General features: G+C 70.9%; 24 protein-coding genes and 1 other RNA gene. 4 read left to right on the plus strand and 21 right to left on the minus strand.

All coding sequences use genetic code 11. The annotated features are described in order from the left end of the window. Window positions 1–273: 273 nt before the first annotated feature. The 7 genes from AC068B_RS05365 to AC068B_RS05395 form a co-directional block, all read right to left on the minus strand. On the minus strand, window positions 274–2,625 hold the full coding sequence (locus tag AC068B_RS05365; protein ID WP_478669098.1) for a HelD family protein: 2,352 nt from the start codon (window positions 2,623–2,625) through the stop codon (window positions 274–276). Between the two features lie 88 nt (window positions 2,626–2,713). Next, complete coding sequence (locus AC068B_RS05370; protein WP_478669099.1) at window positions 2,714–3,508, minus strand: zf-HC2 domain-containing protein; 795 nt, start codon at window positions 3,506–3,508, stop codon at window positions 2,714–2,716. Continuing rightward, window positions 3,505–4,080, minus strand: a complete 576-nt coding sequence (locus tag AC068B_RS05375; RefSeq protein WP_478669100.1) for a sigma-70 family RNA polymerase sigma factor — start codon at window positions 4,078–4,080, stop codon at window positions 3,505–3,507. The genes AC068B_RS05370 and AC068B_RS05375 overlap by 4 nt, the downstream gene beginning before the upstream one ends. A gap of 208 nt (window positions 4,081–4,288) precedes the next feature. Next, window positions 4,289–4,882: a CGNR zinc finger domain-containing protein gene (locus AC068B_RS05380; protein ID WP_478669102.1), complete on the minus strand. Its 594-nt coding sequence runs from the start codon at window positions 4,880–4,882 to the stop codon at window positions 4,289–4,291. 143 nt (window positions 4,883–5,025) lie between these two features. Next, window positions 5,026–6,180, minus strand: a complete 1,155-nt coding sequence (locus tag AC068B_RS05385; RefSeq protein ID WP_478669103.1) for a uroporphyrinogen-III synthase — start codon at window positions 6,178–6,180, stop codon at window positions 5,026–5,028. Between the two features lie 169 nt (window positions 6,181–6,349). Then, the gene (locus AC068B_RS05390) at window positions 6,350–7,690 is read right to left on the minus strand and encodes a nitrate/nitrite transporter (protein ID WP_478669280.1); all 1,341 of its coding nucleotides are present in this window, start codon (window positions 7,688–7,690) and stop codon (window positions 6,350–6,352) included. A 215-nt stretch (window positions 7,691–7,905) separates the two neighbouring features. Further along, the gene (locus tag AC068B_RS05395; RefSeq protein ID WP_478669104.1) at window positions 7,906–8,421 is read right to left on the minus strand and encodes a MarR family winged helix-turn-helix transcriptional regulator; all 516 of its coding nucleotides are present in this window, start codon (window positions 8,419–8,421) and stop codon (window positions 7,906–7,908) included. Between the two features lie 144 nt (window positions 8,422–8,565). Here AC068B_RS05395 and AC068B_RS05400 point away from each other — a divergent pair, with 144 nt between their 5' ends. Together AC068B_RS05400 and AC068B_RS05405 are read left to right on the plus strand one after the other, a co-directional pair. Continuing rightward, window positions 8,566–9,534, plus strand: coding sequence for an EamA family transporter (locus tag AC068B_RS05400; protein ID WP_478669106.1), 969 nt, complete (start codon window positions 8,566–8,568; stop codon window positions 9,532–9,534). A gap of 45 nt (window positions 9,535–9,579) precedes the next feature. Then, window positions 9,580–10,227 carry an NAD(P)-dependent oxidoreductase gene (locus AC068B_RS05405; RefSeq protein ID WP_478669107.1) on the plus strand — a complete coding sequence of 216 codons (648 nt, stop codon included), beginning with the start codon at window positions 9,580–9,582 and terminating at the stop codon, window positions 10,225–10,227. A gap of 94 nt (window positions 10,228–10,321) precedes the next feature. Here the strand turns inward: AC068B_RS05405 and AC068B_RS05410 are convergent, their stop codons facing one another. The 5 genes from AC068B_RS05410 to AC068B_RS05430 all read right to left on the minus strand — a co-directional run bounded on the left by AC068B_RS05410 (window position 10,322) and on the right by AC068B_RS05430 (window position 17,100). After that, complete coding sequence (locus tag AC068B_RS05410) at window positions 10,322–10,918, minus strand: hypothetical protein (protein WP_478669109.1); 597 nt, start codon at window positions 10,916–10,918, stop codon at window positions 10,322–10,324. Window positions 10,919–11,276: 358 nt separating this feature from the next. After that, a complete protein-coding gene (locus tag AC068B_RS05415; protein WP_478669110.1) occupies window positions 11,277–12,554 on the minus strand; it encodes an acyltransferase family protein in 1,278 nt (425 codons plus the stop codon). Continuing rightward, the gene (locus tag AC068B_RS05420) at window positions 12,551–14,671 is read right to left on the minus strand and encodes a bifunctional polysaccharide deacetylase/glycosyltransferase family 2 protein (RefSeq protein WP_478669282.1); all 2,121 of its coding nucleotides are present in this window, start codon (window positions 14,669–14,671) and stop codon (window positions 12,551–12,553) included. The genes AC068B_RS05415 and AC068B_RS05420 overlap by 4 nt, the downstream gene beginning before the upstream one ends. Window positions 14,672–15,161: 490 nt before the next feature. Continuing rightward, window positions 15,162–15,887 carry a hypothetical protein gene (locus tag AC068B_RS05425; RefSeq protein ID WP_478669112.1) on the minus strand — a complete coding sequence of 242 codons (726 nt, stop codon included), beginning with the start codon at window positions 15,885–15,887 and terminating at the stop codon, window positions 15,162–15,164. Window positions 15,888–16,116: 229 nt separating this feature from the next. Continuing rightward, entirely contained in the window at window positions 16,117–17,100 is a 984-nt protein-coding gene (locus AC068B_RS05430; RefSeq protein WP_478669113.1) for a LysR family transcriptional regulator, read from the minus strand. Window positions 17,101–17,213: 113 nt separating this feature from the next. Here AC068B_RS05430 and AC068B_RS05435 point away from each other — a divergent pair, with 113 nt between their 5' ends. After that, entirely contained in the window at window positions 17,214–18,458 is a 1,245-nt protein-coding gene (locus AC068B_RS05435) for an MFS transporter (protein ID WP_478669114.1), read from the plus strand. Here the strand turns inward: AC068B_RS05435 and dacB are convergent. The 8 genes from dacB to ftsE all read right to left on the minus strand — a co-directional run bounded on the left by dacB (window position 18,379) and on the right by ftsE (window position 25,645). Further along, complete coding sequence (gene dacB, locus AC068B_RS05440) at window positions 18,379–19,974, minus strand: D-alanyl-D-alanine carboxypeptidase/D-alanyl-D-alanine endopeptidase (RefSeq protein ID WP_478669116.1); 1,596 nt, start codon at window positions 19,972–19,974, stop codon at window positions 18,379–18,381. The genes AC068B_RS05435 and dacB overlap by 80 nt on opposite strands. A gap of 374 nt (window positions 19,975–20,348) precedes the next feature. Then, window positions 20,349–21,146, minus strand: a complete 798-nt coding sequence (locus AC068B_RS05445; RefSeq protein WP_478669117.1) for a collagen-like domain-containing protein — start codon at window positions 21,144–21,146, stop codon at window positions 20,349–20,351. Beyond that, the gene (locus AC068B_RS05450; RefSeq protein WP_478669118.1) at window positions 21,143–21,415 is read right to left on the minus strand and encodes a hypothetical protein; all 273 of its coding nucleotides are present in this window, start codon (window positions 21,413–21,415) and stop codon (window positions 21,143–21,145) included. Before AC068B_RS05450 ends, AC068B_RS05445 begins: the two co-directional genes overlap by 4 nt. Before the next feature lie 230 nt (window positions 21,416–21,645). Then, window positions 21,646–22,034, minus strand: a transfer-messenger RNA (tmRNA) gene (gene ssrA / locus AC068B_RS05455). A gap of 115 nt (window positions 22,035–22,149) precedes the next feature. Beyond that, a complete protein-coding gene (smpB, locus tag AC068B_RS05460) occupies window positions 22,150–22,671 on the minus strand; it encodes an SsrA-binding protein SmpB (protein WP_478669119.1) in 522 nt (173 codons plus the stop codon). Between the two features lie 18 nt (window positions 22,672–22,689). After that, window positions 22,690–23,907 (minus strand): S41 family peptidase, encoded by a 1,218-nt coding sequence (locus AC068B_RS05465; protein WP_478669121.1) that lies wholly within the window; start codon window positions 23,905–23,907, stop codon window positions 22,690–22,692. A gap of 78 nt (window positions 23,908–23,985) precedes the next feature. Next, window positions 23,986–24,903: a permease-like cell division protein FtsX gene (ftsX, locus tag AC068B_RS05470; protein WP_356267460.1), complete on the minus strand. Its 918-nt coding sequence runs from the start codon at window positions 24,901–24,903 to the stop codon at window positions 23,986–23,988. Between the two features lie 52 nt (window positions 24,904–24,955). Continuing rightward, complete coding sequence (ftsE, locus tag AC068B_RS05475) at window positions 24,956–25,645, minus strand: cell division ATP-binding protein FtsE (RefSeq protein ID WP_055569411.1); 690 nt, start codon at window positions 25,643–25,645, stop codon at window positions 24,956–24,958. 228 nt (window positions 25,646–25,873) lie between these two features. On the opposite strand from ftsE, the gene AC068B_RS05480 reads away from it, so the two are divergent. Then, a complete protein-coding gene (locus AC068B_RS05480; RefSeq protein WP_150168511.1) occupies window positions 25,874–26,065 on the plus strand; it encodes a hypothetical protein in 192 nt (63 codons plus the stop codon). Window positions 26,066–26,176: 111 nt separating this feature from the next. Here the strand turns inward: AC068B_RS05480 and AC068B_RS05485 are convergent, their stop codons facing one another. Next, window positions 26,177–26,833 (minus strand): hypothetical protein, encoded by a 657-nt coding sequence (locus tag AC068B_RS05485; RefSeq protein WP_478669123.1) that lies wholly within the window; start codon window positions 26,831–26,833, stop codon window positions 26,177–26,179. Between the last annotated feature and the right edge of the window lie 75 nt (window positions 26,834–26,908).

Genomic DNA, 26,908 nt, shown 5'->3' on the forward strand with positions numbered 1-26,908 from the left:
CCATACGAGAAGTTGTCCAAAACAGAAAGAGGCCCACGTCACTTGGTGACGTGGGCCTCTCGAACGCTTATGACACCGACCCGCCATGCTCGCCTCGCGGCAAGTGGTCGCTCGTAGCGACGATGGTTGGGCCCGGGGGCTTGGATCGAGCCGGTGCCACATCCAAGGTAACAAACGAACCCCGTAAGGCAATTCCCGTCCCGGGCATCCGTGCGTTCTCTTTGCGATCGGCCCCCCGAACGCCTCGCGGCCGGTCCCCCGAACGCCTCGCCGTCAGTCCCTCAGGAGGTCCGGCACGCCCTCCGCGTCCGGCTCGTCGCGCTCCCCCGAAAGGACCGTGAGCTGCTGCGTCGCACGGGTCAGCGCCACGTACAGCACACGCAGGCCCGCCGGTGACTCGTCCGCGATCTCCGCGGGCGAGACGACGAGCGTCGCGTCGTACTCCAGGCCCTTGGCCTCCAGACTGCCGAGCGCGACGACCCGGCCGCCGAGCCCAGCGAGCCAGCGCGCCGCCTGCTCGCGCCGGTTCATGGCCACCACGACACCGACCGTCCCGTCGACCCGCTCCAGGAGCCGCGCCGCCTCCTCGCGCACGGACGCGGCGAGGTCCCGGTCCCGTACGACGGCGTAGCGGGGCTCCACGCCGGTCGAGCGGACCGCCGACGGGGACTCGGCGCCCGGCATCGCCAGGGCAAGCACCTTGGCCGCGAGCTCCGCGATCTCGGCGGGGTTGCGGTAGTTGACGGTGAGTGTGAAACGACGGCGCGGCCGGGTGCCGAGGGCCTCGTCGCGCGCCGCGCCCGCCTCGTCCGGGTCCGACCACGAGGACTGGGCCGGGTCGCCGACGACGGTCCAGGTGGCGTGCCGTCCGCGGCGGCCGACCATGCGCCACTGCATGGGGGTCAGGTCCTGCGCCTCGTCGACGATGACGTGCGCGTACTCGGTGCGCTCCGCCGCGAGGCGCTCGGCGCGCTCGCGCTGGGACTCCTCGCGCTGCGGCATCAGCTCTTCGAGCCCGGTGAGCAGGTCGAGCGGGTCGAGCTCCTTCTTCTTGCGCGGCCTGTGCGGCGTGCCGAGGATCGCCTGCAACTCGTCGAGGAGCGCCACGTCGTGCACGGACAGGGCGTCGCGCCTCAGTGAGCGGGCGACCTTGCGGACCTCGCCCGGGTTGAGGATGCGGCGGGCCCAGCGGCCCAGGCGCTTCTCGTCGCTCATCGCGGTCAGCACCCCGCGCGGGGTGAGCTCCGGCCACCAGGCGTCCAGGAAGCGGATGAAGTCGTCCTCGGACGTGATGTCGTCGTCGAAGGAGGAACGGAGTTCGGCGGCGAGCTCGGGGTCGCTGTGGCGGCCCGCCGCGCCGGACTGCGACCACAGGGCGTCCAGGAGGAGCTTGCGGGCGCGCGGGCGCAGCAGGTTGACGGGGGCGGTGCCGCCCAGGGCGTTGCGGCGGATGCGGTTCAGCTGCTCGGCGTCCAGTTCGAGACGGCGGCCGAAGGCGACGACGCGGAGCCGGGTGGGGGTGGCGGGCGCGGCGGACTGCGGCTCGGGGAGCTCGTCGCCGAAGGACAGCTGGCCGTCCTGCGGGGCCGGGTCCCGGACCGGGACCGTCACGCCTTCCAGCGCCCCGCGCGCCGCCCTCCGCAGCACGTTCAGCATCCGCGACGAGCCCTTGGCCCGCGCCACCGCGGGGCTGTCGTACTCGGTCGCCTCCACGCCCTCCACCAGCGAGCCGACCGCGCGGATCGCGACCTGCCCCTCCTCGCCGAGGGAGGGCAGCACGCCCTCCGTGTAGGCGACCAGGAGCGGGGTCGGGGAGACGATGAGGATGCCGCCCGCGTACCGGCGGCGGTCCTGGTAGAGCAGGTACGCGGCCCGGTGCAGGGCCACCGCGGTCTTGCCGGTGCCGGGGCCGCCCTCCACGTACGTCACCGAAGCGGCGGGCGCCCGGATGACCATGTCCTGTTCGGCCTGGATCGACGCCACGATGTCCCGCATCGAGTGGCTGCGGGCCTGGCCGAGCGCGGCCATCAGGGCGCCGTCGCCGATCACCGGGAGCGTCTCGCCGTCGAGGAAGGCGGTGACCTCCGGGCGCATCAGGTCGTCCTCGACGCCGAGGACCTTGCGGCCCTTGGAGCGGATGACGCGGCGGCGCACGACCCGGCCGGGGTCGACCGGGGTCGAGCGGTAGAACGGCGCGGCGGCGGGCGCCCGCCAGTCGATGACCAGCGGGGAGTAGTCCGCGTCGAGGACGCCGATGCGGCCGATGTGCAGCGTCTCCGCGATCTCCGCGTACTTGCCGCTCTCGTCCTCGCGGACCGCGCCCTCCGCGGGCTCGATCGCGGTGTACGCGCCGTCGGGCCCCTTCTTGCCGTCCTTGCCCTGAAGCAGGTCGATACGTCCGAAGAGGAAGTCCTCGAACTCGTTGTTGAGCCGGTTCAGATGGACACCGGCGCGGAAGACCTGCGCGTCACGCTCGGCGAGCGCACCCGGCGTACCGACCTGGGAGCGCTTGGCCGCGTCGTTCATCAGGAACTCCGCCTCGTGGATCTTCTCCTCGAGACGTCGGTAGACCTGGTCGAGATGTTCCTGTTCGACGCTGATCTCGCGGTCGCGTACGTCGGCCACCGAGGCCCCTTTCACACCGTGCTGCTGCCCCAACCGAGCAGCCGTCCACCTTAGGCGAAAGGGGCCCATCCTGTGCACTTGTCGTGCGCTACACGTCGACCTTGACCAGCCGGTCACCCTCGAACGTGGTCACCTCGAAGTGGTCGATGTCGTTGCGGTCCATGGCGGCGCCCCCGTGGACGTACAGCGGACCGCGCGCCCATTTGTCCGGGCTGTCCTTGATTCCGTACCCCCACGCGGGCACCGACCAGCTGCTGACGGTCTCCTTCTCGCCGTCCTTGCCGACCGCGATCAGCGAGCACTTCAGCGGGCCCTTGACGTTCTTGAGCTCCAGGACGGCGTGCGTGCCCCAGGGCTTCTCCTCCGTGCCGACCGTGGCGCTGACCTTCGTGTTCGGGTCCGTGGCCCGCGCCTTCTGCTTCATGTGGTGGAAGAAGGCGTCCTCGGCGGGGCTGGTGGGGTGCGGGTCGGCCGCCACGTCGTTCGAGCCGCCGTCACCGGTCGCCGCGAGGACCGCGAGCGGACCGCCGACGATCAGCGCGACCGCCGCCGCCACCAGGTACAGGCCGCGCCTGCGCCCGCGCTCCCGCTTGGCGGACACCTCGGCGACGAGGCGCTCGGCGAGGCGGGGGCTCGGCCGGGCGGCGAGCTGCTCGCCGATCTCCGGTACGCCGCGCGGGCCGGGGAAGTCCGCGAGCGCGGCCAGCATCGGTTCCATGCCGGAGAGCTCGTCCAGCTGCTCCCTGCACGGCCTGCAGCCGGCGAGATGCGCCTCGAACCGCGTGGCCTCCGCGTCGTCGAGCACCCCCAGGGCGTAGGCACCGACCGTCTCGTGGAGGTCGTCGTCATGGTGCGCGCCGTGGTGGCTGTGGAAATCGGTCATGCCGTCACCCCCCGCTCCTCGAGCGCCAGCTTCATCGAGCGAAGCGCGTAGAAGACCCGTGAACGGACCGTCCCACTGGGTACGCCCAGCGTCTCGGCCGCCTCATTGACCGTACGCCCTTTGAAGTAGGTCTCGACAAGTACCTCCCGATGTGCGGGAGTCAGGTCCTCCAATGCGTCCGAAAGCGTCATCAGCCACAGCGCCCTATCGATCTCGTCCTCCGCGGGGATGACCTCCAGCGGCGACGGGTCGACCTCCTGCGGCCGGGCCTGCCGGCTGCGGTGACCGTCGATGACGATGCGCCGGGCGACCGTCACCAGCCAGGGGCGTACCGAACCGGTGGCCCTGTTGAGCTGACCGGCGTTCTTCCAGGCACGGATGAGCGTCTCCTGCACGACGTCCTCGGCGCGCTGCCGGTCGCCCGCCACCAGCCTGAGCACATAGGCGAGAAGGGGTCCCGCGTGCTCCTGGTAGAGGGCGCGCATCAACTCCTCGTCCGGGCCCGGGGGCCGGCCGAGACGATGGCGGTGCGGCTGCGGGCGCTCATCGGCCACGGCGGAATCCTTGCGCACGCGTACCTCCGGTGTCCGCACTTTCGGCGGGTCGGGCTGGTCTCACGACGGAGGTACGTAGGCGGGGTGCCGGGCGTTCAACGGCTGCGTACGTTCGTACGGTTGGGGCGTGCGGGCGGGGAGAGGGCGGCCCGGCTCAGGGACGGGCTCGGGGCCGGATTCACGGCCGGATTCACGGCCGGATTCACGGCCGGATTCAGGGCCGGTCTCACGGCCGGGCGAGTGCCGCCCTCCTGCGGTGTCTGGCCACCCGCTCGCGGTTGCCGCACACCTCGCTGGAGCACCAGCGGCGGCGTCGGCCGCGGGACGTGTCGAGGTACACGATCGGGCAGTTGTCGCCCTCGCACTGCCGGAGCAGGGCGCGGGCCACCGGGTCGGTGAGCAGGTCGACGGCGTCACGGGCGACGGCGGCGACGAGCGCCGCGCAGCCGGGTTCGCCGCGCAGGACGCGGATCAGCGTGCCGTCGGCGGCACGAACCGCACACGGGGCCGGGGGTGCCGCGGCGGCTAGCGCGTTGACGCGGTCGAGCGCGGCCGCGGCGGCCCGGGGACGGCCCTCGATCTCACCGCGCACCAACTGGCCGACCTGGGCCCGCAGTTCATGGAAGGCGGCGAGCCACTGCGGACCCGCGCCGTGCAGTAACGCTTCCGCGGGGACGAGGCCCGCGCCGACGAGCCAGGCGCGCAGCCGCGCCACGGAGTCGAGCCGTTCCGCGGGGTGGTTCGTCGCCACGAGGTCCAGACAGCTCCGCCCGGAGTCGAATCGCAGCTCGTACGGAGCCGGGGCCGTGCCCAACGCCATGCGCGTGTCACCGCCTTGGGGGTTACCGGTGAGTGAATGCCGTTGCGTACCCCTACAGTGCCCTTCCCCGGCCGGGTCCGGAACCCGGCGCACCAGGTTCCCCCAAGAACCCACACCCCCGGTTGCCGGGGGCCGCAGGCGCCTCACCCCGCGTACTTGGACCCCGAAGACGGGTCGATCGCCAGCCGGTACCCGCGCTTCACGACCGTCTGGATCAGCTTCGGCGTGCCGAGTGCGGTGCGCAGGCGGGCCATCGCGGACTCCACCGCGTGCTCGTCGCTGCCCGCGCCCGGCAGGGCGCGCAGCAGCTCGGCGCGGGCCACCACCCAGCCGGGGCGGCGGGCGAGGGCGCCGAGCAGCGACATGCCCGCGGGCGGCACGGCCCGCAGCTCGTCGTCGACCAGGACGGCGTGCCCGCGGATCTCCACGCGGTGCCCGGCGACGGTCAACGCCCTTGCCCGTCCCGGCAGTTCCCGGCACAGCACCTGGACGAGCGGCCCGAGCCTGAACCGCTCCGGCTGCACGGTGTCGATGCCCAGGGACTGCAGGGGCAGCGCGGTGACGGGTCCCACGCAGGCGGTCAGCACGTCGTGGCGCAGGACGGCGAGGAGCTCGTCCGTCATGCCGCGCTCCGCGGCACGGGCGAGCAGGGACGCGGCGGCGGGCGCGCTGGTGAACGTCAGCGCGTCCACGCCCCGCCCGACGACCGCGTCGAGCAGCCGGTCCACGGGCGTGAGGTCCTCCGGGGGCAGCCACCGGTAGACGGGCACCATGACGACCTCGGCCCCACCGGCCCGCAGCGCCTCGACGAAACCGGGCAACGGCTCCCCGTGCAGCTGAAGGGCGACGCGCCGCCCTTCGACCCCCTCACCGAGCAGCCGGTCAAGCACCTCCGCCATGGATTCGGACGAGGGGGACCACTCCTCGGTGAGCCCGGCGGCACGCACGGCCCCCTTCACCTTCGGCCCGCGGGCGAGCAGTTCGACCCCGCGCAGACAGCGGAGCAGCGCCTCGCCGTGCCCCCAGCCGTCGGCGGCCTCGATCCAGCCGCGGAACCCGATGGCGGTGGTGGCGACGACGATGTCGGGCGCGTGGTCGATCAACTGCTTCGTCGCGTCGAGCAGTTCGCTGTCGTCGGCGAGCGGCACGATGCGCAGGGCGGGCGCGTGCAGCACGGTGGCGCCGCGCCGCTCAAGGAGCGCGCCGAGCTCGTCGGCGCGCCGGGCGGCGGTCACGCCGACGGTGAACCCGGCGAGGGGGCTGGGGGTGGTCGGGTCGTTCCTGGCTGGGCCGTGCATAAGCGACTCTCGTTTCAGTCCCGTCAGTCCTGTCAGTCCCGTCAGCGCCGCCAGTCCCACCTGTCTCGTCTATCTCTATGGTCCCGCTTGTGTTTCGTGGACGGCGGACGACCGAGCCTGTCAACGGCGCGTGACGGGCCCGGTTCGCTCCGATGTCCGCCGTGTTACGTCACACCTCGGCGTAGCTGAGCTGCGACTTCTCCTCAGTGTCGGTCGCCGCGGCCGTACGGGCGACCGGCCGCCGAAGGTATACGGCCCAGGTGACGACCGCACACACACCGTAGAAGGCGAGGAAGGCGACGTACGCGCCGGTACCGGAGCCCACCGTCTGGAAGGACTGCCGCAGCGCGAGGTTGATGCCGAGCCCGCCGAGCCCGCCGACGGCGCCGATCAGCCCCATGGCCGCCCCGGAGAGCCGCCGCCCCTGGGCCGCGGCCGCCTCCCCCACGAGCCCCGCGGCCTCCGCCTTGGCCTGGAAGATCCCGGGGATCATCTTGTACGTGGATCCGTTGCCGAGCCCCGTCAGCACGAACAGTGCGACGAACGCGCCGACGAACAGCGGCAGCGACTCGCGCAAGGACGCGATCACGACGACGCCGGTCGCGGCGCCCATCCCGAGGAAGTTCCACAGGGTGATGCGGGCCCCGCCGAACCGGTCGGCGAGCCGTCCGCCGACGGGCCGGACGAGCGAGCCGAGCAGCGGCCCGACGAAGGTCAGCTGCGCGGCCTCCAACGGCGTACGCCCGAACTGCGTCTGCAGCACGAGCCCGAAGGCGAAGCCGTACCCGATGAACGACCCGAACGTCCCCACGTACAGGAGCGACATGATCCACGTGTGCGCGTCCCGCGCCGCGGCCTTCACCGCGCCCGTGTCATTGCGCACGGACGAAATGCTGTCCATGAACAAATACGCACAGACGGCGGACACGACGATGAGCGGCACGTACACCCCCAGCACCGCACGCGGCCCACCTCCGCCCCCGATGACGGCAAGCCCCACGAGCTGCACGACGGGCACGCCGATGTTGCCGCCCCCCGCATTGAGCCCGAGCGCCCACCCCTTCTTCCGCAACGGGAAGAAGGAGTTGATGTTGGTCATGCTGGACGCGAAGTTGCCGCCCCCGATGCCGGTGAGCAGGGCACACAGCATGAACGTGCCGTACGACGTCCCCGGCTCCATGACGACGAAGGCGGCGACGGTGGGCAGCAGCAGGAGCGCAGCGGCGATGACGGTCCAGTTCCGCCCCCCGAACCGCGCCACGGCAAACGTGTAGGGAACCCGGACGACAGCCCCGACCAGGGTCGCCATCGACACGAGGAAGAACTTCCCGGCCGCGTCGATCCCGTACTCGGGCCCCATGAACAGCACCATCACCGACCACAGGCTCCACACGGAGAACCCGACGTGCTCGGACAACACGGAGAACGCCAGATTCCGCCGGGCGACCTTCTCCCCGCCCTCCTCCTTCCAGAACCTCTCGTCCTCCGGTTCCCACCGCTCGATCCACATCTCACGCCTCCAGGGGTAGTCCGCGGGCAGCGGCCGACGGTCCCGAAGGTAGGGAGATCGCATTTCAACCTTGTGCCGCGCGATGACCACGGCGGAACGTTGCTCTCACGGGGGTGGGGTGGGGGCGGTGAGGAGGTGGAGCGAGGCGTGGGCATGCCCTGCGCCGGGAGGGCAGCCGCTATGCGGAGACGGTGCGCACGGAGATCGACGCACCCTCAGCCCAGATGCGTATCCCCCAGCGAGACCAGCAGCCGCCGCAGCACCCCGTCGATCGTGGCGCGCTCCTCCGGTGACAGGGCGGACAGCATGCTCTCCTCGTTCGCGATGTGGTCCACCACCGCGCGGTCGACCAGGTCGCGGCCGGACTCGGTGAGGCGGACACGGATGGCGCGGCGGTCGTTGGGGTCCGGGTTGCGTTCGATCAGACCCTTGCGTTCCAGCTTGTCGAGGCGGTTGGTGATGGCGCCGGAGGTCACCATCGCGGTCTTGAGGAGGCCGCCCGCGGTGAGTTCGTGCGGGGCGCCGACGCGGCGCAGCGTGGCGAGGACGTCGAACTCCGCGAACTCCAGGCCGTACTCGACGAAGACCCGCTTCATGCCCTTGCTCAGCAGGTGGTCCGCCCGCTTGATGCGGCCGACCAGGGCCATCGCGTCCAGCTGGGCGAGATCCAGGTCGGGGCGCTCGCGGCGCCACTGGCTCCGCAGCTCGTCGATGGCGTCGTCCTCGGACATCGTGTCTCCGCTCCTGGCTGGCATCTCGGTATCCCTGAACGCAAGTCTCTCAACGTTCAGATACTTGACGTTCGCAGACCTGGGGTCCATATTTATCTCAACGTTGAGAATAACAGCGTTCAGGGGAACGACGAGGGGAACGCCATGTCCAAGACCACGACCACGGGCAGCGTCAGCACGCAGCTTCCGGCACGGGGATCCAACGCGCCACAAGGGTCCAGCCCGGCGCAGACCCCCCGCTCCTCCGCCAAAGCCGCCGCAGGCTTCGCCGCGCTCGCCGCCATCGGCCCCGCCACCTGGGGCACCACCTACGTCACGACCACCGAGCTCCTCCCCCCGGACCGCCCGCTGCTCGCCGCCGCCCTGCGCGCGCTGCCCGCCGGACTCATCCTGCTCGCCCTGACCCGGAGGCTGCCCACCGGCGACTGGTGGTGGAAGGCGGCCGTGCTCGGCCTCCTCAACTTCGGCGCCTTCTTCCCGCTCCTCTTCTTCGGCGCCTACCACCTGCCCGGCGGCGTCGCCTCGACGGTCAGCGCGGTCATGCCGCTGCTCGTGGCAGGCTTCGGCATCGGCGTCCTGAAGGTGCGGCCCACCCGCCGTACGTTGATCGCGGGCCTGGTCGGCGTCGGCGGCGTCGCCCTCCTCGTCCTGCGCGGCAGCGCCACGGTCGACCTCGCGGGCATCGTGGCCATGCTGACGGCCACCACGCTGATGGCCCTCGCCGTCGTGCTCAGCAAGCGGTGGGGCCGCCCCGAAGGCGTCTCGCTGCTCGCCCTCACCGGGTGGCAACTGACCGCGGGCGGGCTGGTCCTGGCGCCCATCGCCCTCACCGCCGAAGGCCTCCCTGACCACTTCACCGGGGCCAACCTCGCCGGATACACCTACCTCGGCATCATCGGCACGGCCCTCGCGTACGCCCTCTGGTTCCGCGGCATCGAACGCCTGCCCGCCTCCTCCGTGTCCTTCCTCGGCCTGGCCAACCCGGTCGTCGCCACGCTCGCCGGTCTGGTGATCCTCGGACAGACACTCACCGTGTGGCAGGTCGTCGGACTCGTCCTGGTCCTGGGCAGCGTGGTGCTCGGCCAGGGCCGCCGCCAGCCCCGCCGCGCGTAACTCATCACGCCCTCACCGGTAACCCCTCACTCAAGGAGCCCACCCATGCGCATCACCGTCTTCGGAGCAGCCGGAAACGCCGGAAGCCGCGTCGTCGCCGAGGCCCTCGCCCGCGGCCACGAGGTCACCGCCGTGGTCCGCGACCCCGCACGCTTCACCGAGCTGCACCCGGAAGCCACGCACCGCACGGGCGACGCCGAAAGCCCAGACCAGGTCGCCGAGTTGAGCGCCGGACAGGACGTCGTCGTCAACGCCACCAGACCCGCACCCGGCCGCGAGCGCGAACACCCCGCGATCACCAGGTCGCTCCTGTCCGGCCTCGCCCGCACCGACGACGTACGCCTCATCGTCATCGGCGGCGCGGGCAGCCTGACGGTCCCCGGCACGGAGGGCCGCCTCGCGATCGACGACCCGAGGTACGTCCCCGCGGCCTGGCGCCACATCGCCGAGGCGTCCAACGCCCAGTACGCGGCGCTCCACACGGCGGACACCCGGGTCGCCTGGACCTACCTCAGCCCCTCGGCCCTCTTCGAACCGGGCACGCGCACGGGCGAGTTCCGACTCGGCAAGGACGAACTCCTGGTGGCCGCGGACGGCACCTCGTCCATCTCCATGGAGGACCTGGCGGTGGCGCTCCTGGACGAAGCGGAATCCCCGAACCACCACCGCTCCCGCTTCACGGTCGGCTACTGAGCTCCTCGCGACGCACACGTCCGGGCATCGCCGAAGACCGCGATGCCCGGACCGTCGAACCCTGCCGTACACGGCAGTTACCTACGCGCCACCGCTACTTCCCGGCGACCTTCCAGGCGATCTGCTTGCCGTCCTCCTTGGCGGACCAGCGGACCTCGAGGTCCTTCGAACCCTCGGGGATCAGGTAGGTCTCGCAGAGGGTGTGGGTCTCGCCCTTCTTCCAGCCCTCGAGCTCCAGCTCGTCCTCGCAGCCCGGCGCGTCCTCGGCGGCGCCGATGAGCAGGCCGCCGCGGGTGCCGTCCGCGTAGATCTCCGTCGTCTCGGCCACGTTCGGCGTGTCCGTGAGCGGGGCGCCCGCCTTGTGCGTGATCTTCATGTGGGCGGTCGCCACGACCAGGCCCTTCGCCTGCTTCGGGTCCGAGACCAGCTTCTTGGTCTCGGCAGCCGTGCCCACGTCGATCTTCTCGGCGGCGACGTCGTAGGTGACGTTGCCCTTCTCCTCCTTCACCTCGCCCGTGGTGGTCTCGCCGGCCTTCAGGGTGGACGGCTCCGCGGGCTTGTTCTGGGAGCTGGTGGCGTCCGCCTTCTTGTCGTCCGACTTCTTGTCGTCACCGCCGCCGCAAGCGGTCAGCGCGAGGGCGAGTACGGCGACGGGCGCGGCGACGCGCAGCGCGGTCTTCCTGTAAAGCAAAGGGAGCTCCTGGCAGAGGTTGGCCCGCCGCACGGCATGCGGTCGTCCGGCGCGAGCAGCGGGAAGAGCCGTCAGCTTAGGAGTCGGCTACACGCAGCGTCGAGATCATTACGGCCCATGATCACCATCATGTTGGCAAATGCAACGCATGGGGCGCGCGTCGGCATCGCGCCACCTCGGGCTGCGACTTTGCGTGCGAATGGCGTTCGCTGGAGCGAATCTTGGTGTTCGGTGCGGCGGGCCGGACGCCACCCCGGACGTGCCGAACGCCTGGATTTACAACGGCATTTCAAACCATTGCGGGCGCACACTTGCACGTAACATTCACGCAACGCATTGGGGGGTTACGCGGTTTCTGTCAAGATCGCCGCGGAGATTGCCGTGGGGATTGTCGGGAAGGGTGTCGGGGGGATTGTCGGGGAGGGCGTCGGGGAGATCGGCGCGAAGGAACCGACCCGTTCGGCCACAGCCTCGGCCGCCGCCTCGCCGCCAGGTCCTCCACCCAGCCCACCGCGACCACCATCAGGCCGATCAACGGCCAGACCAGGACGGTCATCCACACCATGTACGTCGTGTCGAGCGCCGAACTCCAGCGTTCGTCCTCCATCAGCGGCAGGTCGTACGCCATGTCGATGATCGGGACCGTCGCCATGATGAGGAAGTTGTGCCAGAGGTAGATCGTGACCGCGCGGTTGTTGGAGAGCGTGACCAGCTTGTCCCACTTCGCCAGTCTGCCCGGCAGCTCCTGCCAGGACGGCGCGTACTGGAGCAGGATGACCACGAAGCCGAACGACCACGCCGCCTGCGCCAGCGGAATGTCGTTCAGGTCCCAGCCGTCCGGGCCCAGATGACCCGACGCCCACCACAGGCCGAACGCCATGACGAGGGCCGAGACCGACACCGCGAGATAGCGGGGGACCTGCGCCAGCAGCCCTTCCTGGTGTGCGAAACCGAGCACCCAGCAACTCCCGTACACCGCGAAGTCCGAGATCGTGTTGCCCGTCTCGCCGGGGATCGTCACGACGCCCGTGCCGACCACCGCCGTCAGCACGAGCGGCGCGAACAGCGTCGCCCACGGCGCCTTGCGGAACGCCCAGAGGAGGAACGGGGACGCCATGACGAACCACAGGTACGCGCGGATGTACCAGAGCGGGCCCACCGCCTGCGCGGGCCACGTGTCCTCCAGGAGGCCCGCCTTGTCGCCCAGGTTCCACGGGAACGGCGGAGCGCCCACCGGGAACACGTAGTTGAGCGTCGACACCAGGCCCCACGTGCCCCCGTGGTCGGGGTCCTCGGAGACGTCCCAGCCGCCCGCGAAGAGGAGGAAGAGCGCCGCCGCGCCGAACACCCACATGGGCGGGAGGAGCCGACGGATGCGGCCCTTGATCACGCCCCACGCGGGGCGCTTCAGCGAGCGCGCCATCAGGGAGCCCGCCAGCGCGAACATCACGCCCATGGAGGGGAACAGGATCGTCAGCCACGCCCAGCCGAACAGGTGGTAGACGACGACGCGGACGAGCGCGAGCGAGCGCAGGAGGTCCAGGTAGCGGTCGCGGCCCGGCTTCTCCGGGGCGGCGGCCGGAGCAGGGGCGGGGGCCGAGGGGTCGGTGGTCGCTGCGGGTACGTGGTTGTTCATGCAACCGTCCTCCGGTCATGGCTGCCCGCCCGCTGTCGCGGAATGGCGCCGGGCGCCCCCACCCCTCCCGTGCGCCGCAGCTTCTGCCAGCGCAGGCGGCCTCCGGTGAGGGCGGTTATCCAGGACTGCAGCAGTACGACGTACATCAACTGCCGGTAGAGGATCTGCTGGAGGGGCAGCGAGATCAGGTGGGTCATGCGTTCGCGGTCCAGATGGAAGGCGTACGCCGCGCAGACCGCCTGCACCGCGAGCACGCCCAGCCACGCGGCGACGGTCCGCTGGGTGGGGCCAAAGACCAGGCCGTAGAGCAGGAACACGTCGATGAGGGGGGCCAGGAGCGGGGCGAGCACCATGAAGAGTGAGACCAGGGGGAGGCCGATCCGGCCGAAGCGGCCCGACGCACCGCTCTCCACGAGCGCGCGACGGTGCTTCCAGATCGCCTGCATCGTGCCGTACGACCAGCGGTAGCGCTGCGACCAGAGCTGCTGGACCGACTCCGGGGCCTCGGTCCAGGCGCGCGCCTTCTCCGCGTACACGACCCGCCAGCCCTCGCGGTGCAGCGCCATCGTGATGTCGGTGTCCTCGGCGAGCGTGTCGTCGCTCATGCCGCCGACCCGGTCCAGGGCGCAGCGCCGGAACGCGCCGACCGCGCCCGGGATGGTCGGCATGCAGCGCAGCACGTCGTACATCCGGCGGTCGAGGTTGAAGCCCATCACGTACTCGATGTGCTGCCAGGCGCCGATCAGCGAATCCCTGTTGCCGACCTTCGCGTTGCCCGCGACGGCGCCCACGCGGTGGTCGCCGAAGGGCTGCACGAGTTCGCGGACGGTGGACGACTCGAAGACGGTGTCGCCGTCCATCATCACGACGATGTCGAAGCGGGCGTTGGCCATGCCTCGGTTGAGGGCGGCGGGCTTGCCCGCGTTCTGCTGGCGCACCACGCGTACGTTCGGCAGGTGCAGGCCCTCCACGATGCGGGCCGTGCCGTCCGACGAGCCGTCGTCGATGACGACGACCTCGATGGGATGGTCGCTCGTCATCAGGGAACGGACCGTCGCCTCGATGCACTTGGCTTCGTTGTAGGCCGGGACCAGGACGGAGACGGGCTCGGTGACCGGCAGGCCCCAGCGGAAGTCCCGCCGCCGCACCCGGCGCGCGTGCACGGCGGAGAGCAGCAGCATCAGGCCGAAGCGGATGAAGACGAGGACGCCGATGACGGCGAGGGCGACGACGAGGCCGTCGGTGATGTGTTCGGAGGCGCCGACCAGGAAGACCCAGGCCCTGCCCTTCCACAGCTCGACGCCGGTGACCTCGGTGTGCGCGCTGGGTGCGTCCAGCGCCTCGGTGAGGGTCCCGAACTCATAGCCCCGCTTCTGCAGATCGGGCAGGAAGCGGCCGAGGGCGGCGACGGTCTGGGAGCGGTCGCCGCCGGAGTCGTGCATGAGGACGATGGCGCCCTTGCCGCCCTGGGGCGTGGCCCTGCGGATGATCTCGTCGACGCCGGGGCGCTGCCAGTCCTCGCTGTCGGTGTCGTTGACCACGGTGAGGTAGCCGCGGCGGCCGATGGCCTTCGCCACGGGGTACGACTTGTCGTCCATGGCGTCGGCGAAGGAGGAGTACGGCGGGCGGAAGATCGAGGTGCGGATGCCCGCCGCACCGGCGAGGGCGAGCTGGTTCTGCGAGAGCTCCCAGTCGATGCGGCTCGCGGACTGGTAGGAGAGGTCGGGGTGGTTGAAGGTGTGCAGGCCGACCTCGTGGCCCTCGTCCACCATGCGCCTGACCAGGTCGGGATGGCGCGAGGCCATGGTGCCGGTGACGAAGAAGACGCCGTGGGCGTGGTGTTCCTTCAGGGCGTCGAGGACCCTGGGGGTCCACTCCGGGTCGGGGCCGTCGTCGAAGGTCAGCACGATCCGGTGGTCGGGCACGCTCAGCGTGGTCTCGCGCCCGTTCCGCGTGTCGATGACCGGGCCGCCCTCAAGGATCTTCCGCGGCACGTGGTCGGTCGGCGCGGGCGGTCTGACGCGGTGGTCGGCGAGGATCTCGCTGTGCACGTACCCGCGCAGCATCAGCATCGCGAGCAGCGCGACGAGGAGCAGCGAGGGCAGCAGATGGCGCATGGGCAGTCGGCGGCGCCGGGCCTGGGGCCGGGGGCTCGCGGGTGGCTTGGCGCGGCGCCTTCCGCGGCGGTTCTGGACGTGACTGTTCCCGGGGCGGTCCGACCGGCCCCTGGTGGTGCGGGTGTTCATCGTGGTGCGTCCTCCGGGGACGGCTTCGTGTCCGGCTAGGACGGCTGAGTCGTCCGGCTAGGACGGCTTCGTATCCGGTGAGGGCTGTGGAGTTGTCCGGCCCGGGCGGCTGTGCTGTCCGTCCAGGACTGCTGTGCTGTCCGGCCGCGGGCTGCTGAGTTGTCCAGCCAGGACGGCTGGGTGCCCGTCCAGGACTGCTGAGTTGTCCGGTGAGGTCCGCTTCGCATCCGGTTAGGTCTGCTGAGTTGTCCGCTCAGGACGGCTTCGTATCCGGTGAGGGCTGTGGAGTTGTCCGGCCCGGGCGGCTGGGTGCCCTTTCAGGACCGCCGAGTTGACCATCCAGGACCGCCGAGTTGTCCGTTCAGGACTGCTGGGTGTTCGTGGAGGACGGCTGCGTGTCCGTGGGGGGCTGCTCGGCGGGTGAGGTGTATCCGACGGGGACTTCGGCGCCGCTCCCACCGCCTCCGCCGTTTCCGCCCCCGCCGCCACCGGCGCCATTGCCGCCACCGCTTCCGCCGGACTGCGACGGCTCGGTGGGCGGGACGGTGGGCGGGTCGACCGGGGCGGTGGGGTCGGTGTCGGGGTTTCCGGGGTCGCCGGTCGGGTCCGCGCCGGGGTCGCCGCCGTCCGTGGGGTCGGGGACGGGGTCGGGCCTGGCGCCGCCGCCGGGGGCGGAGTCGGGGGACGTGCCCGGCCGGTCGCCGTCGTTCCTGCTGCGGGCGGGTCCTGGGCCGTCGTCGGCGCCGGGCCCGGGCTTCGCGCCGAGCGCGTCCGTCGCGCCGGGCGACGGCGAGCGGCCGGACGAGGCGGACGGATCGGCGGCAGCCGCGGATTGGCTGGGCGCGTCCGCCTTGCTCGCGGGCTTCTCGACCTTGGGGCCCGGCATGGGCAGCCAGGGCGCGCTGGAGCTGCCGGAGAGCAGCGTGCCGGCTATGAGCGCCGCGTAGACCGCACAGGCGCTGCCGACGGCCACTCCCAAGCGGCGGAACCTGCGGCTGCGGCGGCCCGTCGCGTCGACGAAGACCGGCCCCTCGGCCACGCCCTCACGGCCGGGCTCCGCGGACAGGTCCGCAAGCTGGTGCCCCAAGCCGTCGATCTGAACGGTGACTTCGTTCGGATCATGAGTATGTCCTGGTAGAGCATCTTCTCGCCACGTTTCCATGCGTACGCACAACCCCCCACGTCACTGACTCGGGTGCGCGCACGACCCCAACTGCCGCCGTCCGGACCGGGCCCCCACCCGGCCCGAGCGCTCCCTTTATCACACTGCACTCGAGCCACGAACGTAGCGGACCGGAGGCAGGCGTGGTCCTCAGTCAGTTGTGACTCATCATGATGAGTGCATCTGTGGCGGGAAGCCATCCATTCGCGGGCTTCTCCAGCCACCCTTCCTCGGCCGCAAGAGCCGCGGCGGCCGTCCGCAAAGCGTCAACTCCCGGATGAATCAAACCTTTACGCCACACCAGCGATACGGGGGACAGCGGTACGGGATCGACGAGCGGCCGCAGCACGGCTCCCGGCATGGCCGGAAAGTCCACCACCGCGAGGACCGGATTCCGGTTCTTCGCCATGATGCGTTCGAACTCCTCTGGGCCGACGGCGAGGGGCGCGGGTGGCGCGATCCCGATGCCGCGCCCCTCGAAGAGCAGACGCGCGAGGCCGGTCCACTCCGGCGTCCTGGGGTTGCCCGCCCCCGCGTACACGGTCTCCCCCGCGAGCGCGTCCAGCGGCACCGCGTCGAGCTCCGTCAGCGGATGGCCGGTCGGAAGCAGCACCGCCATCGGCTCGTACCGCACGGGCTGCTGGTCGAGCCCGGCCCGCAGCGCCGGATCGAGTCCCGCGTACCGCCCGAAGGACGCGTCGAGCCGACCGGCGACGATCTCGGCGGCGGATCCGGTGAGGCCGCTCTCGAAGCGGGCCATCAGCTCACACTCCGGGACCAGCGCGCGGGCCCGCTCCAGGATGCGCCCGAAGGCCAGGCCCGGGCTGTTCACATCGACGAGCAGCGGACGCGCCGCGCCCGTGGCGGCGGCGACCAGGTCGTCCTGGGCCGCAAGGACGCGCCGCGCGTGCGGCAGCAGCCGCTCGCCGTCGGCGGTCAGCGTGACCTGCCGCGTGCTGCGCGCGAAGAGCACGGCCCCCAACTCCCGTTCGAGGCGGCGGACATCACGGCTCAGCGCCTGCTGCGCGACGTACAGCCGGGTGGCCGCGCGGGTGAAGTGCAGCTCCTCCGCCACGGCGACGAAGGCGCGCAGCAGCCGGGGGTCCACGTCACGGCGTACGACTGGTTCTGCGGTCATCGCAGGAACCTACAACGCAGGATCCGACAACGCAGGAACTTACAACGGAGGTGCGTGAATCCGCGCTCAGAAGGTGTTGGACCCCGACAGGCGCCCCCGGTCAGGGTGGCCGCATGCCCCACAACCCGTACGCCCGTCTCTTCGCGATACCCGGCGCCACCGCCTTCACCCTCGGCAACCTCGTCGCCCGGCTCCCCATGGGCATGTTCAGCGTGAGCGCCGTCATCATGATCTCCGGAGCCCGCGGTTCGTACGCGCTGGCAGGCGCCGTCACCGCGACCGGCCTCGCGGCGACCGCCGTCGTGGCGCCCTGGACGGCGCGGCTCGTCGACCGCCACGGCCAGGCACGCGTCGCGGTGCCCGCCACCGTGATCGCCGCGCTCGGCTCGCTCTCCCTGCTGCTGTGCGTGCGCTACGGAGCGCCCGACTGGACGCTGTTCATGTCGTACGCGGCCACCGCCACGACACCCAACACCGGCGGCATGTCCCGGGCCCGCTGGGCCCACCTCCTCAAGGGAGACGCGCAGGCCGTGCACACCGCGAACTCCTTCGAACAGGCCGCGGACGAGCTCTGTTTCATGCTCGGCCCCGTCCTCGCCGCGCTCCTGTGCGGCACGCTCTTCCCCGAGGCGGGCACCCTGATCGGCGTGCTCCTGCTGCTGACCGGCGTGCTCGTCTTCGCCGCCCAGCGGGCGACGGAGCCTCCGCCGCAGGACCGCACGGGCCCGTCGGCCGGGACGAAATCGCTGCTCCGCGCGCGCGGGATCCCCGCTCTGCTGATCGGCTTCCTCGCCACCGGTGCCGTCTTCGGCTCCCTCGAAGTCGTCACGATCGCCTTCGCCGACGAGCGGGGGCACAAGGCGGCCGCGGGCGTCGTCCTCGCCCTCCAGGCCGCGGGTTCCTGCGCGGCGGGGCTCGTCTACGGAGCGGCGCGGCCGCGCGGGCCGCTGGGCCGCCGCCACCTGCTGTGCGCCGCGGCGATGGCGGCGGCGATGACACTGCCCCTGCTCGCGGTGGTGACCACCGGCTCGCTGATCGTCCTCTCCGGAGCGCTGCTTCTCGCGGGGATGGCGACCGCGCCCACGATGGTCACCGCGATGACGCTCGTCCAGCGCCGCACCCCCGAGGGGCGGTTGAACGAGGGCATGACCCTCGCCGTGACCGGTCTCCTCGGGGGCATCGCCTGCGGCGCGGCGGGCGGCGGCTGGGCGGTGGAGCACCTGAGCACCGCCGCGGGCTACGGGGTGCCGGTCGCCGCCGCCTGCTGCGCCCTGCTGCTCAGCAGCGCACGGGCTTGCGCCACGAGCACTCCAGCTCGCCGCCGTCCCGCTCCGCCGCACGTGTCGAAAGCGGCTTGACCAGGACCGCCTTGTCCTCGGTCGAGGAGGCGAGGGTCACCACGATGGCGTCCTCCAGGGCCTTCACCGAGGAGGGCAGGTAGTTGTTCAGGATGATGCTGAAGACCAGCTCCCGCCCGTTCTTGTCCTTGACGTAGCCGGACAGTGCGGACGCGCCCGTCAACGTGCCGGTCTTCGCGTGGACGTTGAGGGCGGCGGGGGTCCCGCACATCCGGGTGCGCAGCGTGCCGCCGACGAACTTGTCCGGGGCGCAGGCCACCGGCAGGGAGGTGTACCAGTCGGCGAACCACGGCTCGCCCTTCGCCGAACGCAGCAGCTTGATGTACTGCTCGGCCGCGACGTTGTCCTTGCGGGAGAGCCCGGAGCCGTCGACCTGGCGGATCCTGCCCGGGTCGACGCCCGCGGTCTTCAGATAGCCGCCGATGGCCGTGATGCCGTCGTCCCAACTCCCGGCACGCCCTGTCGCCTTGTGGCCCATGGCCTTGGTGAGGCTCTCCGCGTGCATGTTGTTGGACAGCTTCATGAAGGGGACCAGGAGGTCCTTCAGCGGCATGGAGTCGTGCGTGGCGAGCTCGCGGGCCTTCTTCGGCGTCGCGAGCCCGGCCCTGGTCGGTCCGCTCACCTTCACGCCGTGCGCGGCCAGGGCGTCCCTGAAGACGGCGGCCGCGTACCCGGTGGGCTCCCAGACGGTGGCCCACTCCTTGGTGGTGTCCCCGCCGACCGGGACGGTGCCGCTGACGGTGATGACGTTCTTGCCGTGCTGACGTTCCACGGCGATGGTGTCGTCGCCGCCCTCCGCGACGGTGGTCGCGCGCAGATCGATGTCTACGTAGTCGGTCTTCGGCGTCACGGTCACCCGCGGTTTGGCCCCGGCCCGCGCCCCCGGCTCGACCTCGACGATGACCGTCCCGGTGTCGTAGTCGGTGTCGGGCGCGACGCTCAGCGCGCTGATCTGCGCCGCGTAGTACGCCGACTCGTCGTCGCCGCCCCACGTGTCGCCGATGCGCTTGCTGTCGAAACGGGTGTCGTCGGCGACGAGCCGCCCCGCGACCCGCTTGATCCCCGAGTCGGCGATCTTGGCAGCGAGTTGGTCGTAGTCCTTGGCGAGCGTGGTCGGGTCGCCGGTGCCCCGCAGGTACAGGTCGCCCCGGAGCACGGAGCCGTGCCGCTGGGCGGTGGTGCGGACGTCCGTGGTGAACCGGTGGTCGGGGCCGAGCAGTTCCATGGCCGCGGCCGAGGTGAGCAGCTTGGTGTTGGAGGCGGGCATCAGGCGCCCGCTGGGAAGGTGCTGGTACAGGACGTCACCGGACGCGGAGTCGGCGACCACGACACTGGCCACGCCGCCCTCCATGCGCGGGTCGCCCAGAATGGCGTCGATGGCTTCGGGAAGCCCCGACCGGTCGGAGTCCGCCCCGGCCGGAGACCCGGCGGAGAGCCCGGCCGCCGCGACGGCGAGCACGGCGGGCCAGATCCAGTGGCGCATGCGGGTGTTGACGCGTCTCACAGGTCTACTCATGACCCTGGAGCATCCCGGACTCAGCCGCCCCGCGACAGACCCCACTCCGAGCCATACGGGACGGGGCCCGGGACGGCCGGACAGACCCCCACTCCGGAACGTACGACACCGCCCCCGCCTCGCCCCTCGGTGCCCCTGCCCCTGCAAACGGCGGCGCTGCGGCGGAAGCGCCGCCAGCAGGGGCAACGCAGGCCCGGAGCGGCCGGACAAACCCAACTCCGGGCCATACGACACCGCCCCGCCTCGCCCCTCAGTGCTCCTGACCCTGCAAACGGCGACGTTGCGGCGGAAGCGCCGCCAGCAGGGGCAACGCAGGCCCGGAGCGGCCGGACAAACCCAACTCCGGGCCATACGACACCGCCCCGCCTCGCCCCTCAGTGCTCCTGACCCTGCAAACGGCGACGTTGCGGCGGAAGCGCCGCCAGCAGGGTCAGGGCCGGGCCCGGGGCCGTGGGGCCGCCGCCCGTTCGGCGGCAGATCAGGGCGTCGGGGTCGCCGGACGGCTCCTGGAGGCTGTAGCCGTCCGGGCAGGGGGAGCCCGGGGGGCCCTTCTCGCCGCGCTCCCCCTTCTCGCCTCTGGGGCCCTGCTCGCCGCGGGAGCCACCGGCCCCGGGGGCGCCGTCCGTGCCAGGAGGGCCGGTCGGGCCAGGAGCGCCCGCCGGGCCCTGCTCGCCGCTGCGGCCGTCCTGGCCCGCCGCCCCCGGCTCACCGGGTTTTCCCGGCTCTCCGGAGGCGCCCGCCGCGCCCGGCTCCCCCTGGGTGCCCCGGTCGCCCCGCTCCCCGGACTCGCCCTGTGTTCCCCGCGTGCCCTGCCGCCCGCCGGTGCCCCGCGCGCCCTGCTCTCCGGGCTTCCCGTCCTCGCCGGGCGTTCCGGGGGCGCCCGTGGGGACCCGTACCCGGGCCAGCAGGTCGTCGATGGCCTCGGAGGGGTCAGGTGCGGCGGGGGTGTCGCCGTGCGCACGGACCTGAGCGCGCAGGGTGCGCACGTCGCGGGCGAGGGTGGAGACGGCCGCACCGCGCCGGTCCGCCTCCGTCGCGAACCGGTCGGCGCGGCGGTCCCCGGCGTCGATCCGGGCCCACAGGATCACCGCGACGCCGGAGAGCGCGAGCAGCACACAGACCAGGAAAACCGTGCGCCAGCGGTGGGCCAGGAGTCGCTCAAGCTGAATCACGGCGTGCCTCCGAGCCGTTCGTTGTCCATGAGCAGCCGGGCGATCTCACTCTGATCGTGCACGTGCAGTGCATTCAACTCGGCCAGCTTCGCGTCCCGCTCGGCGACCTGGCGTTCCAGCCTGTCCCGCTCGATCTGGAGTTTCTCCGTCAGACTGGAGAAACCCATGAGCGCGTTCTCACCACGCTTGCCGAGATACGCCACCACAGCCGCACCCAGGACCCCCAGGGTGGCGAGCACGGAGCCGAAGAGAGTGACGGTGGCATCCAAGCGACTGCCTCCTGCTCCTGCCTACCCGGCCCGGGCGCTGCACCGCACGGCCGCTGCGAACCTGCACTCTTTGCCCTAACGAGTCACATGACCGGAGGATGTGCCCTTTTCGCCGATCGCCGGTCCAACAGCCTTTCGATATAGGGGAGTTGACGCGCACCGCGCCCGCCGTCCGGGCATGGAAAAAGCCCCCTGGCCTGGTGCCAGAGGGCTTTCGCCGCACATGGGAATTGTGGAGATGGCGGGAATCGAACCCGCGTCCAACGGTGCAAAAGGAGGGCTTCTCCGAGCGCAGTTCGCTTCGATTTTCTCGGCCCCGGTGATCTCGCGAACAAGTCTCCGACGGGCCCAGTCACTGTTTGATTTCCCATCGAACCCCGTGACCGGGCTCGATGGTTTAGTTCCCTAGATTATGCCAGGATCCGGGTCGGGAACACTCCCGGGCTGACACCCATTAAGGGTCCTTCAGTCACTGCTTATTAGGCAGCGAGGGCGAAGGACTGGGAATCGCGCTTAGAATTGGCGATTATTGGTTGCGACATATGGTTTACGAGATCATTGCCGCTTCCTCGGCTCGCTTCCCCTGCTTCGACATCCGCTGTCGAAACCGATCATCCCCATGTTGATTTATCAATGCACCTGCGGTGAGGTGCGGTACCCATCGTACGTGAACAACGCACGACGGGGCCAGCCAATTCCCGCGCGGCCCGCCGGGGACCCACGGGGCCCGCTGGCTAGGCGCCGCGCTGACGGCGCTTGGCCGTCTCGATCGCGCGGTTCGTCTCGCGCAGGTCCTGCTTCTCCTTGAGCGCCTGCCGCTTGTCGTACTCCTTCTTGCCCTTGGCCAGCGCGATCTCGACCTTGACCCGGCTGTCCTTGAAGTACAGGGCCAGGGGCACGATCGTGTGACCCGACTCCTGGGACTTCGACTCCAGCTTGTCGATCTCCGCGCGGTGCAGCAGGAGCTTGCGCTTCCGCGTGGCGGAGTGGTTGGTCCAGGTGCCCTGCACGTACTCCGGGACGTGGATGTTGTGCAGCCACGCCTCGCCGCGGTCGATGTGCACGAACCCGTCCACCAGGGAGGCGCGGCCCAGCCGCAGCGACTTGACCTCGGTGCCCATCAGGACGAGGCCGCACTCGTACGTATCGATGATGTGGTAGTCGTGCCGCGCCTTCTTGTTCTGCGCGACCATCTTCCGGGCGGGTGCCTTCTCAGCGGCCTTCGCGGCCTTGCGCTTTACCTTTTCCTTCGCCATAGTGCGGCCATTTTCGCACTACGAGGGGGGTCCGAGGCCAGTCAATACTGTCTCGGCCCGCTTCTCGGCCCCGTCCTCGGCCTCCAGGTCGGGGGTGATGCCCTGTCCGTCGACGGCACGCCCCGAAGGAGTGCGGTAGTGGCCGACGGTCAGCTCGGCCACGGAGCCGTCGGGCAGGCGGCTCGGCATCTGGACCGAACCCTTGCCGAAGGTCTTGGAGCCCACCACGACGGCGCGGCCGCGGTCCTGGAGGGCGCCGGTGAGCAGCTCGGCCGCGCTCATCGTGCCGCCGTCGACGAGGGCGACCACGGGTCTGTCGGTGTCGCCGCCGCGCTCGGCGTGGAGTGCCTTCTGCTCGCCCCGCACGTCGTACGTCGCGATGAGGCCGCCGTCGACCAGGGCGGACGTGGCGGTGACCGCCTCCGACACCAGACCTCCGGAGTTCCCGCGCAGGTCGAGCAGGATCCCGGCACCCTGGGGAGCCTCGCGCACCGCGGCACGCACGGCCTCCCCCGAGCCCTTCGTGAACGCGTCGACCTTGATCAGGACGGCGCCGCCCGGCACCTCGGTGACGGTCACGGAGTCCGTGGAGAGCCTGGCCCGGTGCAGTTTCGCGCGCCACGCGCGCGTGCCGCGCTCCATGCCGAGGACCACGGGAGTGCCCTCGCGCGCACCGCGCGTGCCCTCGCGCTCGCCGCGCAGCAGGGAGAGGACCTCGGTCACGGGGCGGCCCGTGACGCGCTTGCCGTCGACGGAGCGCAGCCGGTCCCCCTCGCGGATCCCGGCCCGGCCCGCGGGCCCGTCCTCCTGGACCCGGGAGACCTCGATGTGCCCGTCGGCCGCGCGCCGGGCCCACAGGCCGACGCCCGTGTACGCGCCGCCGAGGGCCTTCTCGAATTCCTGGAACTCCCCCGGCGAGTACACCGACCCCCAGCGGTCTCCGCTGCGGCTGACGGCCTCCTCGGCGGCCTTCTTGCCGGACTTGCCGTCGGCCATCGCCTCCGCGGCGGCGTCGGCGGCCTCGTCGGCGGTGCCGGGGTCGCCCTCCGGTGGCGCGAAGGCGTCGGAACGTACCGAAGGAGGGGGCTCATTCCGGCCGTCGTCCGCCGCGTCGCTCCAGGAGCCGGTGGCCGCGCCGGTGACGAGGACGCTCGCGAAGACCAATGTCAGGGTCGCCCCGCGGCGGATGCGGCGGGACCCGGGGAACCTCTCGGCGAATCGGTCGAGGCCTGACATGACGGTGAGTCTAGGACAACGAAGGGCGCCGTACGGTGGGTTGAACCGCACGACGCCCTGACACGCTGAGGGCTCTTGTCACACCTTCAGGTACTTGCGCAACGCGAAGAACGCGGCAAGTGCGGGCATGAGCAGACCGATCGCGAGGACCAGCGGCAGCTTGGCGAGGACCGCGTCCCAGCCGATGAAGTTGATCAGGTTGATCTTCTCGGAGAGCTCGAGACCGTGGTCGATCATGAAGTACCGGCCGATCAGCAGCATTCCGCAGGCGAGGCCGCCGCCGATGAGACCGGCGACCGCGGCCTCCATGATGAACGGCATCTGGATGTAGAAGCTCGACGCGCCGACGAGCCGCATGATGCCGGTCTCGCGTCTGCGGCTGAACGCCGAGACGCGCACGGTGTTGACGATCAGCATCAGCGCGACGACGAGCATCAGCGCCATCACCGCCACGGCCGCCCAGTTCATGCCGTTCAGGAGTCCGAAGAGGTTGTCCAGATAGCCCTTCTGGTCCTGCACGGCCTGCACGCCGTCACGCCCGGAGAAGGCGGTCGCGACCACCTGGTACTTCTCCGGGTCCTTCAGCTTGATGCGGAACGACTCCTGCATCTGGTCCGGCGTCAGCGAGCTGGACAGCGGGGAGTCGCCGAACTGCTCCTTGTAGTGCTTGTAGGCCTCGTCGGCCGACTCGTGGGCGACCTTGTCCACGACGGGCATCTTCTTCAGATCGCCGAGGATCTGGTCCTTCTGCTCGTTCGTGACGGCGCCCTTGGCGCACTTGGGGTCCTGCTCGGCGTCGGCCTTGTTGCACAGGAAGATCGAGACGTTGACCTTGTCGTACCAGTAGCCCTTCATCGTGCTCACCTGGTCACGCATGAGCAGCGAACCGCCGAACAGGGCGAGCGAAAGCGCTACGGAGACGATCACCGCGAAGGTCATCGTGAGATTTCGGCGGAGACCGACGCCGATCTCCGACAGGACGAACTGGGCGCGCATGGCGGCCTTTCAGTGGATCAGGTGGATCAGACGGTACGGGCGAGCTGGGCCGTCAGTGCTGGTAGCCGTACACGCCGCGCGACTGGTCGCGGACGAGACGGCCCTTCTCCAGCTCGATGACCCGCTTGCGCATCTGGTCCACGATCTGCTGGTCGTGGGTGGCCATCACGACGGTGGTGCCGGTCCGGTTGATCCGGTCGAGCAGCTTCATGATGCCGACGGACGTCTGCGGGTCGAGGTTGCCGGTCGGCTCGTCGGCGATGAGGAGCTTCGGGCGGTTGACGAACGCGCGCGCGATCGCGACACGTTGCTGCTCACCGCCGGAGAGCTCGCCGGGCATCCGGTCCTCCTTGCCGCCGAGTCCCACGAGATCGAGGACCTGGGGCACGGACTTGCGGATCTCGCCGCGGGACTTGCCGATGACCTCCTGCGCGAAGGCGACGTTCTCGCCGACCGTCTTGTTGGGCAGGAGACGGAAGTCCTGGAAAACGGTGCCCAGCTGGCGGCGCATGTGCGGCACCTTCCAGTTGGACAGGCGCGCGAGGTCCTTGCCGAGGACGTGCACCTGGCCGTGGCTGGTGCGCTCCTCACGCAGGACGAGCCGCAGGAAAGTGGACTTTCCGGAGCCCGAGGAGCCCACCAGGAAGACGAACTCGCCCTTCTCGATCTCTAGGGAGACGTCCCTGAGCGCTGGGCGGGTCTGCTTCGGGTAGGCCTTGGAGACGTTGTCGAATCGGATCACGGATGCACCACGGGTTGCCGGGGGTAGGTGAGCGTGACCATACGCGAAGGCGGTACGCGAGCGCAGTCGGCGTCCTGAGTTGCGCGGATTGTCACGCCTGGCGGTGCCGGAAACCGTCATGAAGGGGCGGGCCGCGCCGAAATCCGCGGAAGCTGGCACAGTGGTAGGGGGAACGATTGGGTTCCCCCTAGCGTTGGGCAGGCTGAGACTGTGCGGGAGGAGAAGCGCATGACCCTGGATCGGTTGGTATGCGCGAACTGCGCAGCGCCCGTGAGTGAAGGCCGCTGCCCCGTGTGCCGGGCCAATCGCGAGCGCATGCAGCAGGAGGGCCCCTTCGCGGGGCTCAATCCCGCGGCACTGATAGCGCTGCTCGTGGTGCTGATCGCAGCGGTCGCGCTGCTGGCACACCAGTCCGCGTAGACGGCACACAGAGAGTCACGGCGCCGACACCGGCGTCACGCGGAAGGGCCCGGAGCTTCGTGAAGCTCCGGGCCCTTCTTCATGCGTACGTGGCGTACGGCACCGCCTGGATCAGGCAGCGGCGCCGCGGTTGCCGACGAGACGCGGCAGGATGCGGAAGCCGATGCCACCGGCGATCATCGTCGCGGCACCGATCAGCAGGAACGTGGTCTCGGCGGCGCCGGTCTCGGCCAGCTCCCCGTTGTCGGCCTTGTCGGCGTTGCTGCCGCCCTGCTCGACCGGCTTGGAGCCGGTGTCGCTCAGGCTGTCCTTGCCCTTGCCCTGCTCGACGGGGTTGGAGCCGCCGGCGGGGTCGTTGTCGTTGCCGCCGTTGCCGCCGCCGTTGCCGTTGTCGTGACCCGGGTCGGTCGGGTCCGAGGTGGGCGGGTCGGTGGGGTCGGTCGGGTCCGTCGGGTCCTCGGTGGGCTCCGTCGGGTCCGTCGGGTCCTCAGTGGGCTCCGTCGGCTCCTCGGTGGGCTCGGTGGGCTCCTCCGTCGGCTCCGTGGGCTCCTCGGTGGGCTCCGTGGGAGGGGTCTCATCGCCCGCGCCCGGAACGTCCACGTCCACGCCGACACCGCTCTCGTCGGCGTGAGCACCCGCGCTCACACCGCCGAGGTCGACGCCGACGTCGAGGGCCGAGGCGGCACCCGCGGCGGTCAGCGAGGCACCGGCGGCGATCACCGCACCGGCGGCTATGCGCGCGACACGGATCCGCGTCTTCTTCGTCATCTGGCTGCTACCCCCAGTAGCTGAATCGTCAGTGAGGCAGCGTCCGGGGCTGCGCTCACCGCCGGGGGCATTCGA

This window comes from Streptomyces sp. NPDC042371 (assembly GCF_056437465.1).

Coding starts and splice junctions, on each gene's coding strand:
- AC068B_RS05370 (WP_478669099.1), bottom strand. CDS start 3,508: ATGACCGATTTCCACAGCCACCACGGCGCGCACCATGACGACGACCTC.
- AC068B_RS05380 (WP_478669102.1), bottom strand. CDS start 4,882: ATGGCGTTGGGCACGGCCCCGGCTCCGTACGAGCTGCGATTCGACTCC.
- AC068B_RS05385 (WP_478669103.1), bottom strand. CDS start 6,180: ATGCACGGCCCAGCCAGGAACGACCCGACCACCCCCAGCCCCCTCGCC.
- AC068B_RS05390 (WP_478669280.1), bottom strand. CDS start 7,690: ATGTGGATCGAGCGGTGGGAACCGGAGGACGAGAGGTTCTGGAAGGAG.
- AC068B_RS05395 (WP_478669104.1), bottom strand. CDS start 8,421: ATGTCCGAGGACGACGCCATCGACGAGCTGCGGAGCCAGTGGCGCCGC.
- AC068B_RS05400 (WP_478669106.1), top strand. CDS start 8,566: ATGTCCAAGACCACGACCACGGGCAGCGTCAGCACGCAGCTTCCGGCA.
- AC068B_RS05405 (WP_478669107.1), top strand. CDS start 9,580: ATGCGCATCACCGTCTTCGGAGCAGCCGGAAACGCCGGAAGCCGCGTC.
- AC068B_RS05415 (WP_478669110.1), bottom strand. CDS start 12,554: ATGAACAACCACGTACCCGCAGCGACCACCGACCCCTCGGCCCCCGCC.
- AC068B_RS05420 (WP_478669282.1), bottom strand. CDS start 14,671: ATGCGCCATCTGCTGCCCTCGCTGCTCCTCGTCGCGCTGCTCGCGATG.
- AC068B_RS05430 (WP_478669113.1), bottom strand. CDS start 17,100: ATGACCGCAGAACCAGTCGTACGCCGTGACGTGGACCCCCGGCTGCTG.
- AC068B_RS05435 (WP_478669114.1), top strand. CDS start 17,214: ATGCCCCACAACCCGTACGCCCGTCTCTTCGCGATACCCGGCGCCACC.
- dacB (WP_478669116.1), bottom strand. CDS start 19,974: ATGAGTAGACCTGTGAGACGCGTCAACACCCGCATGCGCCACTGGATC.
- smpB (WP_478669119.1), bottom strand. CDS start 22,671: ATGGCGAAGGAAAAGGTAAAGCGCAAGGCCGCGAAGGCCGCTGAGAAG.
- AC068B_RS05465 (WP_478669121.1), bottom strand. CDS start 23,907: ATGTCAGGCCTCGACCGATTCGCCGAGAGGTTCCCCGGGTCCCGCCGC.
- ftsX (WP_356267460.1), bottom strand. CDS start 24,903: ATGCGCGCCCAGTTCGTCCTGTCGGAGATCGGCGTCGGTCTCCGCCGA.
- AC068B_RS05480 (WP_150168511.1), top strand. CDS start 25,874: ATGACCCTGGATCGGTTGGTATGCGCGAACTGCGCAGCGCCCGTGAGT.
- AC068B_RS05485 (WP_478669123.1), bottom strand. CDS start 26,833: ATGACGAAGAAGACGCGGATCCGTGTCGCGCGCATAGCCGCCGGTGCG.